Annotated in this window: 14 protein-coding genes and 1 riboswitch; of the genes, 3 read left to right on the top strand and 11 right to left on the bottom strand. The window is 36.5% G+C overall.

Going from position 1 to position 15234, the window contains the following annotated elements:
- Positions 1-8 precede the first annotated feature (8 nt).
- From ACE198_RS18085 to mgrA, 3 genes are all read right to left on the bottom strand, one after another.
- Entirely contained in the window at positions 9-1322 is a 1314-nt protein-coding gene (locus ACE198_RS18085; protein WP_375376543.1) for an amylo-alpha-1,6-glucosidase, read from the bottom strand.
- A gap of 137 nt (positions 1323-1459) precedes the next feature.
- Positions 1460-3910 (bottom strand): alpha-mannosidase, encoded by a 2451-nt coding sequence (locus ACE198_RS18080; protein ID WP_375376542.1) that lies wholly within the window; start codon positions 3908-3910, stop codon positions 1460-1462.
- A 214-nt stretch (positions 3911-4124) separates the two neighbouring features.
- A complete protein-coding gene (gene mgrA, locus ACE198_RS18075) occupies positions 4125-5117 on the bottom strand; it encodes an L-glyceraldehyde 3-phosphate reductase (protein ID WP_375376541.1) in 993 nt (330 codons plus the stop codon).
- A gap of 155 nt (positions 5118-5272) precedes the next feature.
- Here mgrA and ACE198_RS18070 point away from each other — a divergent pair, with 155 nt between their 5' ends.
- On the top strand, positions 5273-6334 hold the full coding sequence (locus ACE198_RS18070; protein ID WP_375376540.1) for a lactonase family protein: 1062 nt from the start codon (positions 5273-5275) through the stop codon (positions 6332-6334).
- A 99-nt stretch (positions 6335-6433) separates the two neighbouring features.
- On the opposite strand, the gene ACE198_RS18065 is transcribed toward ACE198_RS18070, so the two are convergent.
- On the bottom strand, positions 6434-6583 hold the full coding sequence (locus ACE198_RS18065) for an anti-repressor SinI family protein (RefSeq protein WP_375376539.1): 150 nt from the start codon (positions 6581-6583) through the stop codon (positions 6434-6436).
- Positions 6584-6611: 28 nt separating this feature from the next.
- Positions 6612-6695: riboswitch (cyclic di-GMP riboswitch) on the bottom strand.
- Between the two features lie 549 nt (positions 6696-7244).
- Between ACE198_RS18065 and ACE198_RS18060 the strand changes: the two genes are divergently transcribed.
- Positions 7245-7724, top strand: a complete 480-nt coding sequence (locus ACE198_RS18060) for a VanZ family protein (RefSeq protein ID WP_375376538.1) — start codon at positions 7245-7247, stop codon at positions 7722-7724.
- A gap of 37 nt (positions 7725-7761) precedes the next feature.
- Positions 7762-8466, top strand: coding sequence for a DUF421 domain-containing protein (locus ACE198_RS18055; protein ID WP_375376609.1), 705 nt, complete (start codon positions 7762-7764; stop codon positions 8464-8466).
- Between the two features lie 47 nt (positions 8467-8513).
- Here the strand turns inward: ACE198_RS18055 and ACE198_RS18050 are convergent, their stop codons facing one another.
- The 7 genes from ACE198_RS18050 to galE all read right to left on the bottom strand — a co-directional run bounded on the left by ACE198_RS18050 (position 8514) and on the right by galE (position 14619).
- Positions 8514-9593 (bottom strand): nucleotidyltransferase domain-containing protein, encoded by a 1080-nt coding sequence (locus ACE198_RS18050; protein WP_375376537.1) that lies wholly within the window; start codon positions 9591-9593, stop codon positions 8514-8516.
- 19 nt (positions 9594-9612) lie between these two features.
- The gene (locus ACE198_RS18045) at positions 9613-11418 is read right to left on the bottom strand and encodes an ABC transporter ATP-binding protein (RefSeq protein ID WP_375376536.1); all 1806 of its coding nucleotides are present in this window, start codon (positions 11416-11418) and stop codon (positions 9613-9615) included.
- Between the two features lie 22 nt (positions 11419-11440).
- Positions 11441-11896, bottom strand: a complete 456-nt coding sequence (locus ACE198_RS18040) for a signal peptidase I (protein ID WP_375376535.1) — start codon at positions 11894-11896, stop codon at positions 11441-11443.
- On the bottom strand, positions 11886-12161 hold the full coding sequence (locus tag ACE198_RS18035; RefSeq protein WP_375376534.1) for a PqqD family protein: 276 nt from the start codon (positions 12159-12161) through the stop codon (positions 11886-11888). Before ACE198_RS18035 ends, ACE198_RS18040 begins: the two co-directional genes overlap by 11 nt.
- Positions 12158-12943, bottom strand: a complete 786-nt coding sequence (locus ACE198_RS18030; protein ID WP_375376533.1) for a hypothetical protein — start codon at positions 12941-12943, stop codon at positions 12158-12160. The genes ACE198_RS18035 and ACE198_RS18030 overlap by 4 nt, the downstream gene beginning before the upstream one ends.
- A gap of 89 nt (positions 12944-13032) precedes the next feature.
- Positions 13033-13305, bottom strand: coding sequence for a hypothetical protein (locus tag ACE198_RS18025; RefSeq protein WP_375376532.1), 273 nt, complete (start codon positions 13303-13305; stop codon positions 13033-13035).
- A 261-nt stretch (positions 13306-13566) separates the two neighbouring features.
- Positions 13567-14619: a UDP-glucose 4-epimerase GalE gene (galE, locus tag ACE198_RS18020; protein WP_375376531.1), complete on the bottom strand. Its 1053-nt coding sequence runs from the start codon at positions 14617-14619 to the stop codon at positions 13567-13569.
- Positions 14620-15234 lie beyond the last annotated feature (615 nt).

The following is a 15234-nucleotide window of genomic DNA, read 5'->3' as shown; positions in this document are numbered from 1 at the left end:
AAGAAAATTTAATAGGATACCCATTGGTGATCACTATTAAAAATATTTACCTTCTGATTTCTAACAGCATTCTCTGCAAATAGATACATGGCTGCCGACCATGATTGACCTGCATATCCCATCGGTCTTCCTGATTGGCCATGGAACCATTCGTTAAATTCCCACTCATTTTTCTTACCTGCTTTATTCATGCTTGCTAATTTCTCTAATTGATAGTTTGCTTCATCAAACCTTTTGGCCTGAATTAACGCGGTAACATAGAATCCCCCAATAAACGGCCATGCACCTCCATTATGGTAATGATGAGGCAAATTAAGATTCCGAACGCGATAATAATCCCGCCAATCCTTTTCCCCCTCGCGAATGGCTGGATACAAGGCCTGAACTGGATAAGGCTCATTTATGCCGCAGCCATGAATATAATCCAATATTTTATTTGCTTGTGTTTCATCCGCAATTCCAAAGACGATTGCCAGCAGGTTGGCAAGTGTATCAAATCGGTCCGCATAATCGCGGAACCCCATATACGGTAAATAAAATGGTCTTTCTACCAATTCCGTTTCGACACGCTTAATTGGATAAATCCATTCTTTTCGCTCAGCTTTTACCCAGTCCATCTTTTCCTGATTATCCGGAGTAATCCACAGAAGAATATTAATTTTTTTCTTAACATCAGCTGCATTTTCATAATAATAGCTCGAAGGGATGTTTAACGCATCAGCCATATGTCCCATACACTTCCAGGCCGCTGCATATAAAACATTATCGAAAAGAACATTATAGCGGTTGGCAAACAAATCAGCCCAGTCCATTGCCTCATGAACCTCTAATAACCCACACTCATTCGAATCTTGATATCGAAGCCAAAGCAGTGCCTTTTCTAAATTCCCCCACCATTTTCGTAAAAATTCTTGATCGTTCATTTCCTGGTAATACGCATAATGACCAATAATATACCAAATATTCCCGTCTACACAACCCGCGTGGATAGAATCTTCCACTGCTTGTCCACTTTCACCTTCATCACCAAGTTTTCCACCATGTGCGATTAATGCGGGATCTAATACATTTGGAAAACCAACATTATGAGGAATCTTTCCCAGTTCACTTTGAAACTGTCCTAATGTCTCCAATGACCTGCGATGAATCGTTGGCCCCTCCTCACTACTGCAGGCTAAAAGACCCAGTCCACAAATCATACTGTCTCTTGCCCAAACTTGCTGGTAAGCAGTACTTGATCCCAGTAAACCAAGTTCTCCCCCGTTTTGCAACAAAATTTTTTCTGCCTTTTCTCTGCCCTTTTCAACTATTCTAGCATCCATCAAACTGCTTCCCCCAGTCAATTTATTATAGATGGATAAATCCATGTTCTTATTACTAAATGATTTTTTTCAAAAATTAATTATTCCACTTCCTGTGACGCAGCAATCATGTAAACGGTGAATTATTTCGCTGCGCTTCATACGGTAACCAGTGCCTGATTGAGATTTTCAATTAGATTGGTTTCATAAATAGGCTCTTCAGGATTTTTCGGAATGCATAATGTTTTGATTTCCATTGGTCCAAAATGCAGTTCCATAGCTCTTCCCCAATTTTTCAATTCGACTTTTGCGACCGTTTCTGCGTTATTCGTTTCAACTAAACGAATAATCAAGTCATCATGATTCTCCGCTTTCTTTAAAGCAGAAAGAAGAATATTTGGTTGATCTATCGAAATAAATGAATCTTCTTGCGCTAGTGAACCCTTATGATACGTTTCAACAATCAGTTGTGGTTTTTGATTTAATTCTAGTGCATGCTTTACCGTTTCAGCCTCTTCCCAGCTGTTTTCATGTGGTAACAATTGATAAGTAAACCTTTGAATCCCTTGATCAGTAATCGGGTAATCCTCGTCCAAATCAGGGATAAACGGAGCATGGTGCGCATAGATTGTGCTTCTTAGAACCGTTAAGTTAATTGTATTCCCTTTGACATCGACTCCATATTTTCCATCATTAAGAATACTTAGACCGTAAATCTCTTCCCTTTGTTTACTAATTGTACCTGTTACATCAACCCAGTTTTGCATCGGTTTTTCGTTTCCATCCGACTCACGACTAGTATGCCCAAATGGAATTTCATAGGTAGTATTCCGCTGATTAAAGCTTACAGGAAACTTGATTTTTAAAGTTTGATAGCTTTCTTGCCAGTTTACTTTCACTTTGACTTCTATCTTATTGGATTGCTTATACATAATAAAATCTTGAACAATTGTTGAAGATTGAAACTTTGATGTTACCCGGATAACCCCTCTTACTGGTCCTTCTTCAAGCTTCTTAATTCTTACCGGCTTGAATACCCCTGATATTTCATCAAAGCGTAACGTCCCATGTCCCCATGTATCAAAAGTGTCATTTAAGACAACGGGAATAGCTGCGTCATTCTTAAATACTTCAATTTGCTTAACTTTGTCAAATAAGCTGCGAATCCCGCCAGATTCTTGATCAATAACCAGCCTGAAACGATCGTTTTCCATTTCATTATCGCTTACTTTTACAGTTTCAAACTCTTTAGCTGGCTTAAGTGCACGAAGTTTATATGTGCTATATCCTAATGGAGGCAGTTGTGCCAAGAATACAACTCTTTTTCGATTTGGAATCTTTGCGATTGGATCAACGATTTGGTATGGTATTTCATTCCCGTTTACATCTTCGATAATGAACTCTTCTGGGAGCAGATAGTTAACAAATAGCCCATCTTCAATTTCAACATTCACCCTTACTGGCCAAGAATGCGGATTGAAGATAACCATTGGCTTCATTCCTTTTTCTTCTTCAATATTAATATTCCAACTTAAGGATTGTAGAGCGTAATTCATATTTCTTGAGGAGATACTGATAGACTCCCCATACAAATCTCTTGCATCATGATAAGCAGATTCAATGCTTGTTCCAGCTAAAATATCATGAAACTGATTAAATAAAATCCCTTTCCAAGCCTGGTTTATGTCTGGAGGGTAGACTTGTCCCGTTGTCCAATTCGCAATCGAAGAGAATTTTTCTGCCATTAATGTGAGATTTTCAGAATAACGGTTTAGCTTCTTCACTTCCGAATGAACTGAATAGCAACCAACGGCATGGTGGAGCAGATCATCATGAACAACAGGCAGTGTGTCCTTAAGGCTTTCCACATGTTCGAAAAAGTCATTGGGTGAACTAAAGATAAGATTGGTATCATCCATCGTTCCATTTAATTTTTCAATAACTTCTATGTTTTCTTTGGTTGGTCCCCCCCCATGATTGCCTACACCATAAAAACACATTAATTGATTAAACGAATGTTTAAGCTCGTTCTTACAATGCATAATATGGTTTTCAAGATGGTCAAAGGTACAATATTCAAAAGGAATCCGAAAGGCTTTTACTCGGGAACCGTCCTTAGATTCCCACAAAAACAAACGGGTTGGAAGTCCTTTTTCCTCAGGGCCGGGTCTCATAAATACATAGGAATCCATCCCGGATTTCTTTAATATTTGCGGCAGCATACCATTATGACCAAAACTGTCAACATTGTAGCCAACCTTTGCTGTCACGCCGAACTTTTCTTTAAAATAATTTTGACCAATCAATCCTTGGCGGACAAATGATTCGCCACTTGGAATATTGCAATCGGGCTGTATCCACCACCCCCCACAAATAACCCATCTGCCTTCTTGTATTCTTTCCTTGATTTCCTCAAACATCTTCGAATCGTTTTTTTCAATCCATTCATAATAAGCAGCAGAACTGGACGTGAATATAAAATTCTCATATTCTTTTAAACGATCTAATGCAGACCGAAAAGTTGCTTTCACTTCTTGAAAGCCTTCCTGCCAGCGCCAAAGCCAAACCGGATCAAGGTGTGCATTTCCAATCATAAACATATTCTTCATGTAGATTTTCCTCCTGATTGATTGATAATCTTAGTTAGATTTACTTTTCTTTTTAGTTTTAACTGCCTCTATCAATCGTAAAGACACCGCTTTCATAAATATTATTTACGATTGGAATTATTATAGCATCTTAACATTAGTTTGTGTATTCAATAAACTAAGCAAGTGAGTTTTATCACCTAAAAAAAGGATGAGCAATAGCCCATCCATCTTCTTAGTTAGTTAGAATATCCTCTATTCTTATTAATTCTTCCTCTGAAAAATCAAGGTTATTTAATGCAGCAACGTTTTCCTCAATTTGACTCACTCTGCTTGCACCTATTAAGACAGAAGTAACTTTTTCTCCGCGTAAAACCCAAGCAAGCGCCATTTGTGAAAGACTCTGACCACGCTCTGTTGCAATTTCATTTAATTTTTGAACACGATTCAATACTTCTGAAGTTACATGCTCCTCACGCAAGAACCCTGTAGAGCTTGCTGCACGAGAATCGGCTGGAATCCCTTTTAGGTATTTATTTGTTAATAAACCTTGCGCTAACGGACTAAAAGCGATTGAACCTACCCCGTTTTCCTGGAGCACATCCTGTAAGCCATCCTCTATCCAGCGGTTAAACATCGAATACTTTGGCTGATGGATTAACAAAGGTGTTCCTAACTGATTTAAGATTTTGATAGCTTCTGACGCTTGTTCAGCACTATAGTTAGAGATTCCAACATATAACGCCTTGCCTTGACGAACAATAGAATCTAATGCCCCCATGGTTTCCTCAAGTGGTGTATTGGGATCTGGACGGTGTGAATAAAAAATATCAACATAATCAAGTCCCATTCGTTTTAGACTTTGATCTAGACTAGATATCAAGTATTTTCTTGAGCCCCAATCCCCGTATGGACCCGGCCACATCGTATAGCCCGCTTTTGAAGATATGATCATTTCATCACGGTATAGAGCAAAGTCTGTTTTTAAGATTCTACCAAACATTTCTTCAGCCGAACCTGGCGGCGGACCATAATTGTTGGCCAAATCAAAGTGGGTAATGCCTAAATCAAACGCTCTTTTCAGCATTGCCCGTCCATTTTCATATGTATCCACACCGCCAAAGTTGTGCCAAAGTCCAAGTGAAACGGCCGGTAGTAATAACCCTGAATGGCCACTCCGATTATACTTCATTGATTCATAACGATTTTCTGCAGCTTGGTAAACCATGTGGGGTACCCTCATTTCTATTCGCTTTTGGATAAAACTAACACCCAAACTATACCATATCAAATTAATTTTCAGTTAATTCAGGTTCTATATTTGAGTAATAAATAAAATTTCTGCTAAAATAAACAGACTACATTTTTCGAGGAGCCAAAAAAATGACAAACAACCAAACATTTATCGGTTATATTGGAACATACACCAAGGGCGGCAGCGAAGGAATCTATACGTTTAAACTAAATACGGATAAGAAAAGAATCGAAGATATTCAAGTTGCAGCTGCACAGTTAGAGAATCCAACTTATGTCACGATCAGTAAGGACAATCGATACCTCTATTCTGTGGCTAAAGAAGGAGAAAATGGAGGCGTAGTTGCTTATTCCATAAACAGGGAAGGCGGATTAACCGAGCTCAATCGTCAGTTACTTCAGGGCTCATCGCCTTGTCATGTGAGTGTTGACAGTAACAACCGTTATGCATTCAGTGCCAATTATCATAAAGGATCGGTAGAATCTTATTTAATTAACCAGGAAGATGGAACGATTCAACCAGCTGCATCGGTTATAAAACATGAAGGTTCTGGTCCAGACCCAAGACAAGAGAAACCGCATACCCATTATGCCGGCATCACCCCTGATGAGAATTATCTAGCAGTGGTTGAATTGGGTATTGATGCTTTAATTACTTATGCAGTCAACAGTGATGGAACACTTTCAAAAGCGCACTTTCTTCCATTAAAAGCTGGAAGCGGACCAAGACATTTAGTTTTCCATCCGAACCAAAAATTTGCATATATCATGACAGAGTTTAGTTCGGAAGTGATTGTTTTATCCTATCATTCGGAAAATGGTCATTTTACAGAGAAACAATATATTTCAACGCTTCCTGAAGATTTCACCGAGAATAATCAAGGAAGCGCCATTCATATTTCATCTGATGGACAGTTTGTTTATGCGGGGAATCGTGGCCATAACAGTATTGCTGTTTTCCGTGTAAACCAAGAAACGGGAGAGCTTAGTTTTGTTGATCGCACCTCCACTGAAGGTGATTGGCCGAGAGATTTTATGTTCGACCCAACAGAGAAATTCATTGTGGCGTCAAACCAAGAGTCCAGTAACCTCGTCTTGTTTTCGCGTGATGAAAACACAGGAAAACTTGCATTGATTCAGGCTGATATCGAGGTTCCGTATCCGGTTTGTGTGAAGTTTTTAAATTATTAAAATTAAAAAAACAGCTTAACAAATTGCTCATTAATTTGTTAAGCTGTTTTTTTAATCAATTGAATATTGCGAAAATTAAACACTCAATTACCCCTCTTATTAATTATATTCCGGTTCAATCGTCTTTAATCCAAGGGAGCGATTTAGGAAATCCCTAATTTCATCAATAGAGAGTCCTATCTTTTTAGCTTCATTAATAAGATCTAACCATTCTGTATCAATATCTTGTTCAACGGTTAATGCAGGCAAAATTAACCCTCCTAAAATGATTACTATTTTAGGTAACTCAGCCATCCTAGTTAAAAACCTTAGACCTGTAGCTTTGCGTCCCAATCTTTCGAAAGGTTTGCCTTTGTCATTCATAGTATTAAAGTATTAAATTATTATAGAATAAACTAATAGTACTATAGTCTTGATGGAAACTAAATGAAAATATTTCCAAAAATATCGACAGAATTTCGACAAAATTTATATAAACCAATTAATCGTAGTTTAGAAGTTTTAAAACACATTTCTCACATGTTACCTGACCTATTTCAATAAATTTAATTTTTTTAAGGGTCTTCCTATTAATAATCCGATCCTTGTTAAAGACTATACCGCATGCACAATGATAGGAATCCTTCACAATGTGAATCTTGTTTCTTTCTTTTATTAGTGGATATATCATGATTCCCCTTCTTTTCTAATTATTAGTTCCTAAAAAAGAACTTCCTTTGTTCATTATAAAGAAATTGTAGAATTTTGTAAACGGAGAGGAGTTAATTTTACCCAGATAAATTTCATTCACCTATAATACGAAAGTGGTAGATTATTGGATTATTTTAATGTGAATATCCCCGTTTGTTCTTTAAAAGGAACAATGGTAAAATGTATATTAAGAAATAATAGTTAGTTAGGAGCAAGGACTTTGGATCATCAACCGATACAAGGTAGTTGTAGAATCGATAAGAAAAGAAAGACACAGAAACGATTTCTTTTCATAAAAGTTCTATTGATTATTTTATGGGGCCTATTTTTGTTGGTAAATACCTGGACTGAGAGTATAGAGCGACTAATATATTTACATTCTTTTGGATTAAAGTGGGTTTCAAATCCTGATTTTTTGTCTTTTTTTTATTTTAATGATTTAACTTTGATTCATCCTGAATTTATTAAAATTAAATTAGGACATTTTGTTGGTTTTGCGATCATGGATTTTCTTCTCTTCAATCTATTTAGAAGTCACAAATATTCTATTGGCATATCCATTATTTTTGCGTTTTTAACAGAATTCCTGCAACTGTTTTTTGGTAGAGATGGACGGCTTTACGATTTAGTTATTGACTCATTCGGTATTTTATCAGTATTTTTTATATTAAAAGTACTTATTCGTGACAATACTAAGTAAGACGTTTACAAGGTAAGGAAGTGACTATTTGCCTTCAATGGATTTTTTGCAAGCTCAAGAAACGCTTAATTTAATGGAGTGGATTTTAAGAGCTGTAATTGGATTCTTCTTTATGCTCATTGTTGCTAAACTAATGGGACAACGTGCCATTTCTCAATTAAGATTACTTGATTTCGTTATCGCCCTAGTTGTTGGTAATATTATTGCCCATCCATTATCAGACGAGCACCTTGGAATGAAAGGTGCGATGACTACAACCATCGTATTGGTGGTTCTGTATACCGGTGGTTTATTTATCAGTTTAAAATCAACCCGCATCGGAAAGTTTCTAGACCCCGATCCATTTCCTCTTATTAAAGAAGGAGAAATTCTTTATAAAGGGTTAAAGAAAGCTAGAATTTCAATTGATTATTTATTAGCAGAGTTGAGAAAAGAAAAAATTGAGGATGTAAAAAAAGTAGCATTAGCGCTATGGGAATCAGATGGGAAACTTTCCATTTTCTTAGATCCGCAGTATGAGCCGATTACGCCATCCACCTACCAGATGACAACGAAGCCTTTTGATCTCCCACAGACCGTTATAAGAGAAGGCAAGATTGTTCATCATACACTAGAAGAAAAAAACAAGAATGAAAGGTGGCTTGTGGATACTCTTAATCAAACACATCAAACAGGGATCCAGAATGTTTTGTTAGCCACAATTGATGGGGAAAACAATTTGAGGGTATTCATTTATAAATAATTGCATATGAAAGAAACATAAGCCATCTGGTTAGGTTAGATGGCTTATTAATGTGGCAATACCGCCTTTAATAGACTAGTAAGTCTCTTCTTATACAACAAGAGGTACATTTTCTTGCCTTGTGACTGCTCATCTATTTGTGAAGATACTTCATATTCTGAAGGCCAAAGCCAGTTACCAATTTCAATCAATGTATGTTTGAATGTATCATAGCTAAAAAATTGATAATCGAGGAAATCCCAGTACTGCCTAAATGCCTTTAAAGTTTGGTATTCCCAAAGAGTATTCACTTGAAATGGGAACATCTTGATTTCGTCTAAGTGTGGAAATTGCTGATAAACGATGGATAAGGTCCTGATGTTCCGCTTTAAGGTTTGGTGAGATTCCGCGAGCTGTATGAAATGGTCAAAATCAATCTCCTTCCTCTCCTTGTCAATGACTTGAATAATATCCATAAAATATTTCATTGAGTCTAAATTATGGCGCCAGCCGTGAAGGCAAATCATATAAAAGGTATGAAGTGGGGAAAGTTCTTTAATATACCCGGATTGGCTCACGGGTACCGACTGCTCCCAAAGATCATTTATATTAAACCTCGAGGTACTTCTTTTTACCAAATCCCAATGTAATTCCACCACTAGCGGCGTGGGCGAATCAGGTAATTTCTTGCTAAAACTACAATGAAAATGACCAGGTATGGACTCTTCTTCCACCGTAAAACCTAACGATTTAACAGATTCAATGGCGATAGTAAGATCCTGAATTTTGACTAATAAATCAATATCAGAGGTAGCCCTTGCCCCGATGTGGCCAAAATATTTCTCAGCAAAATAAACCCCTTTCAGCGCAATAACGTCTATCTTTTTCTCCTCAAACAACCTTAATAATTGATCTGTTTGATTTTTAATAAAAAGATTTTGATACAATCCTTTATTATATTCTTCTTTAAGATGAAATTGAAAAAACGCAGGAGTTTGCTCGAGCCTCCCCTGCTGTTTTAATAAAAAATAAACCTGGGAGGCAGTACCGTCATCTTCAATATCCTGAAGAACTTGATGATACAGCTCCTCATCCTGAGGCAGTGATTTCTTACTATCATATAAAAATTTCACGAACTCTAGACTCACCAGCCTCATCTCCCATTTATTAGTTTGAAACTAAAGACAAAGGTGTTTCTTTTTTAGAACTATACGATGTTTCATTGAGTTTTCGATATAAACCTTTTTGTCCCATTAACTCCTCATGTGTTCCCTGTTGAACGATTTTTCCCTTATTCATCACCATGATTACATCAGCGTTTTGGATTGTCGACAAGCGATGGGCAATAATAATTGTCGTTCTGCCTTTCATCAATTCATCCAGTGCTTCTTTGACGAAATATTCTGTTTCCCCGTCTAAAGCCGAAGTAGCTTCATCTAATAGTAAAATTGGCGAATCTTTTAAAATGGCTCGAGCAATGGCGACTCTTTGTTTTTGGCCTCCAGATAATTTAACTCCATTTTCACCAATTTGGGTTTCGTATCCGTTAGGAAGCGAGAGAATGAAGTCATGAATCTCAGCATTGATTGCCGCTTCCACCATTTCTTTCTCCGTCACATTGGGACGGGCAATCAAAAGGTTCTCTCGAACGGTTCCAGCAAATAAGAAGGTTTCTTGTGGGACATGGGCAATCGAACTTCTTAACTCTGAAGCGGAGAACTCTTCTATGGATTTACCAGCAATTTTAATTTCTCCTGATTGCGGCTTATAAAATCCCTGTAATAGATTAAACAGGGTACTCTTCCCCGCTCCACTCGGACCAACTAACGCCACCACTTTCCCAGCAGGAATCTCTAAATGAAAATGTTCCAAAACATTTTTATTTTCCACATAACTAAAGGTCACGTTATGAAACCGAATCGAATCGACTTGGTTCAAGGTGGGCTTAAACGAAGGTAAATCTTGTAGATCAGCTGGTGTTTCAAGGACAGCTAACACCCTTTCAAGTGCGGCAACAGACCGTTGAAAGCCAGCCCATAAACTAGCCATTCCCGTAATTGGATAAAATAAGTGCCCAACTAAGTTTAGAAACGTTAACAATGCTCCAACGGAAAGCATTCCTTTGGAGACAAAAAGGGCTCCGACAGACAGGTTAATCATAAAAGTAATCGAACTTAAAATTTGACCGCCCGAATTATACCAGCTTTGAAGTTTGCCATTTTCAAGCTCTAATTGAAATAATTCCTTATTTTGTCTGACGTACTTTTTATACTGCAGTTTCTCAAGTGTAAAGGAACGAATTACGGTAAAGCCATGAAAAGTCTCATTTAGGAGGCTATTTATATTTCCTACTAATCGGTGGATCAATCTCCCATTTTTCCGAAGTAACAAGCCGAATACAACACCAGATAATGCTGTGATTGGGGCGATGATAAGACTTACTAAACACAGTGTCAAATTAATATTTACCAAATAAACAAATACAACAATATAAATTATTGGCAGCCTAACTAGACTAATAAGATTACTGCCAATTACTCCATCAACACCATGGATATCATTAGAAAAATGGGACATTAATTCACCGGAGCGAATATTGGATGTTTCTGCAGCTGGCAGTCTTAGTACATGGTGAAAAAAATGGTTTTTAATGTCCATTTTTACCCCATTCGTCGCAAACAAATTAGCGTATGTATAACAAACGCTTGAGACAATACTCAATATAATAAGTAATCCGCCATAGGGTATGAAGGATAAAATCTGTTGATACCCACCATGAATAGCTGCATCAGTAATCTGACCATAGTACCTTGCAAAAGCGATCGTTAAGTAAATATCCAACCCTAATAATATAAGAATAACAAGATAGGCCTTCCAACGTTTCATGATAAAGGGCAAAACAAAGGAAAAAGCCCTGCGCATATCTTTCATGGTAAAATATTGTTTAATTAAAGAATCAAACCGTTCCTTCATCGTATGGACACTCCAAATTTTACTAGAATTGTAATTTGAATTTCCTATTTAAATATTTTCTAAGCATGCCTGATAGGAAAGGAAAGGTAAGAATCATTTTTCCCCAACTGCGAGCCAGAAAATGTTGCGGCATTATTGTCAGCCGTTTTTTTTGCACACTTGCTAGTTTACCAAGAATAAACTCTTCTCTTATAACTTGATCGTAACCAAGGTTTGTATCTCCTTTAAATAAGAAAAACAGTTGGTTATCTAATTTTGTTACGTTCACAAATCGGTGGGCGATTAATTGACCGGTTTGCGAATAAAACAGAATCACATCGCCCTTCTTTAATTGAGAAGATGGACATGGGATAAACCTACAGAGATTACCTTGTTGTATAAATGGATACATGCTATTCCCAAATGCCGGCAGCTCCAACTTGCCGTCCTTTTTGATTGTACGTTTAAGATGTGCAAAGGTATGATTGTCAATCAACATGTTCAATCAGCCCGCACTGAACGAGATTGGCTAGGAATTCTTCCATGTCCTTTTTTACTTGCAGCTCATTCTCTATTGTTGTGAACTTCGCTAACAAAGATTGCGTTAGGGAATCAACTGTTTGAACCTCAGTAAGCAATGACCAGAATTGTCCACCCTCATCATTTAATTTGGTAATGGTATATTGTTCAGTATTCAAGATAATCCATTCTCCATCAAGTTCGGTAGCTTCATAATTTCCTTTTTGAATATATTGAGTCGTCATGATATTAACTCCCAAAATGTATTATTTTTTTGAAAATGAAGTTCATAAACTGGTACGTTCTTTACTAAATAGGTCATTAATCTCATAATAGTTTTCGTCTCCTCATCACTATGGGGCCAAAAGAAGACTTTATCCATTAAATGCAGTAAAGCATCAGATTTAGCAGACCTAGTTCTCTGATTTTGTAGTGCTTGGTAAAGTAATTGAACACTAGCTAATTCTACATTTCCCTCAAAATGATCTGATTGGATTTCACTGCGAAATGGTGAGTTATACACAGTAACTTTATTTGAGGCAATTTTGACAAGTGTAGCCTCATCCGAAAGAAGAGGTCTTGGATTCGACAGTTTGGCTGCTGTTGATTTACCTGCCCCCGATTGACCAGCAAAGATATGGGCCTTACCATTTTCTATTGCACAGGAGGAGTGGATCAAGAGACCCCAATTATGATACACGATGAAGGCACTGTATAAATTTGTTAATGCATGTTTTAAGGCGAAATCATTATAAACAGAAATAGTCGCAGACTTAAACTCAGTATTAACCTCAATTAAGTAATCGGCTCGACGGTACTGGATTTGGCTTTCATTCTTGATAATCTCTACTTCGTAATCTTGAAAGGGAACACCATAGCCTTCTTCAATTTTGATGATCAGATCAGGCAGCTCATTTTCAGCACATATGTCGGAGTTAAAATTTTTTTCAAACATATTATTTAATTCTTTAGATTCACAGATTATATGTATATAATGGTCGCCAATTTTTGTTATTAATTTGTTCATTATTGGCCTCCTACAAGGAAAAGTTGATATTTTTTGGAAAGGGAAGTCAAGGAATAAATATTCCCATGTTCTTCCCGTCTCCACTGAAATTAAGGGTTAACATTTGGATTACATTGACCTACCCCGATATTGCCATTGCCATTGCCATTCCCATTTCCATTACCGTTCCCATTGCCATTTCCTGGTGTTCCTGCTCCACATGGTTGTGGATTTGGATTCTTATCAACCGGAAAATTTATTCCCCCATTTCCATTTGAATCAGGATTATTCCCTTTCCCAGGATTCCAGCTATGTCTGGTTTCAAACCGAAGAGATTGATGGCTTAATACGATAGGTCTAGAGTAAACCTTTTCAATAATCATTATTTCACCTCCTTAACGATACAATATTGTTCACTATAAGGAACAAATAATTCAAAGAAAATTGTCGATTTAAATTTATTAAATTAAACAGGTTATATATAAAATTATAATCCAATAAACGTTCTATTAAAAGAACAAATTAAACAAAAATGTCATATTCCATTAACTTTTTCTTACATAAAATGTATCAAGAACTACAACATAAATAACACTTTAGGTTACATTCCATTATTTCTACAGATTAAAATTATAATTGTAGTTTTATAATTGATTTACAACATTTATTTTCTTACTTTCGTAATCTTTATCAAATCCATTTGGATAATTAACTTGCCATCGCCATGAATCTCTACACATTTCATTAAGACCTTTATTGGCATTCCAATTTAGTTCTTCATTGGCCTTGGAAGCATCAGCAAAACTAATAGAAACATCTCCAGGTCTTCGGTTTACTATTCTATATGGTATTGGACGCCCAATCACTTGTTCAAAGGCATGAATCATATCCAATACGCTGTATCCTGTACCAGTTCCTAGATTATATGCCGTAATTCCTGAATTCCCCATAACCTTTACCAGAGCTTTTAAATGACCATCTGCAAGATCTACCACATGAATATAATCTCTAACGCCTGTACCATCATGTGTTCGATAGTCACCACCAAATACTTTTAGTTCAGGTAACTTCCCAACAGCTACTTGGGTAATATAAGGAACTAGATTATTTGGAATACCATTAGGATCTTCTCCTATTTGCCCACTACTGTGTGCACCCACTGGATTAAAATAAACCAACAGGGCTATACTCCAGTTTTGGTTGGAAGCATATAGATCTTGTAAAATTTCCTCAATCATTAGTTTTGTGCGCCCATAAGGGTTTGTTGCTTGAAGTGGTAAATCTTCACTTAGAGGTACCTGCTCTTGAAATCCGTATACAGTTGCCGAAGAACTAAATACTAAGTTATAAACCCCATATTTCTCCATAACTCGACATAAATTTAATGTTCCTACTATATTGTTGTTATAATACTGTAATGGCATAGATACTGATTCTCCAACTGCTTTTAATCCAGCAAAATGAATCACGGCCAAAATATCATTTGCAAGAAACACAGACTCTATTGCAGAGTAATCAAGTAGATCCACATTGTAGAATTTAAAATTCTTTCCCGTTATTTCAGATATCCGTTTTAATGATTCAGGTTTACTATTTAAGAAATTGTCTAATACAACAATTTCATGTCCCGCATTCAACAATTCTATACAAGTATGAGATCCAATATATCCTGCGCCGCCTGTAACTAAAATAGACATAGAAATTACCTCCATTAAAAACATTCATTATAAAGAACAAATTAATCAAAAAAATTCACGTTTTTACACCCGGATTTTATTCTTTCTACCCATATATTATAATACAGTTAGCATTCTTTTTAAAGAACATTAATTTAACAAAAGCTAAATCCACCACATACCTGTTTTTGAAAATTATTTTGAGCTACATTTATATGATTTGATCACATAAAAAACATACTAAGATTCGTAGTGCGTACCAAGGCATTAGTTAGCACTACTATTTTTTATATAGTTGATGTGTAGAATAGACCGGTGGCTCGTTGTTATCTAGAATCCGTATCAAAAAGCGACCTACATCAGTTACCTTACTTGAATCAGTTTTTAGTATTTTGGATCCTTTAACATCGTGTTTAAGAAATTGGAATCGATAAGTGTAAGGTGAAGACTTCAATTCTATATTAGTAGGATGGAAATGAAACATGTTATTGCATTTGATGTTAGTAAGGTGTCAGGAGTCATTTTTAATGACGGTGAATTCGGAAATGCAAGTGTCGGTGACAAAGTATATTTGCCACCGACACTTGCGTTTCCTTTTTATTTTCGCCATATTAATTGGCAGTTTATGGTTATATG

The organism is Neobacillus sp. KR4-4 (assembly GCF_042136325.1).
In the GTDB taxonomy this organism is placed as follows: domain Bacteria; phylum Bacillota; class Bacilli; order Bacillales; family Cytobacillaceae; genus Neobacillus.
The sequence above is the reverse complement of the archived record's forward strand: the minus strand, read 5'-3'. Positions and strand labels throughout refer to the sequence as shown.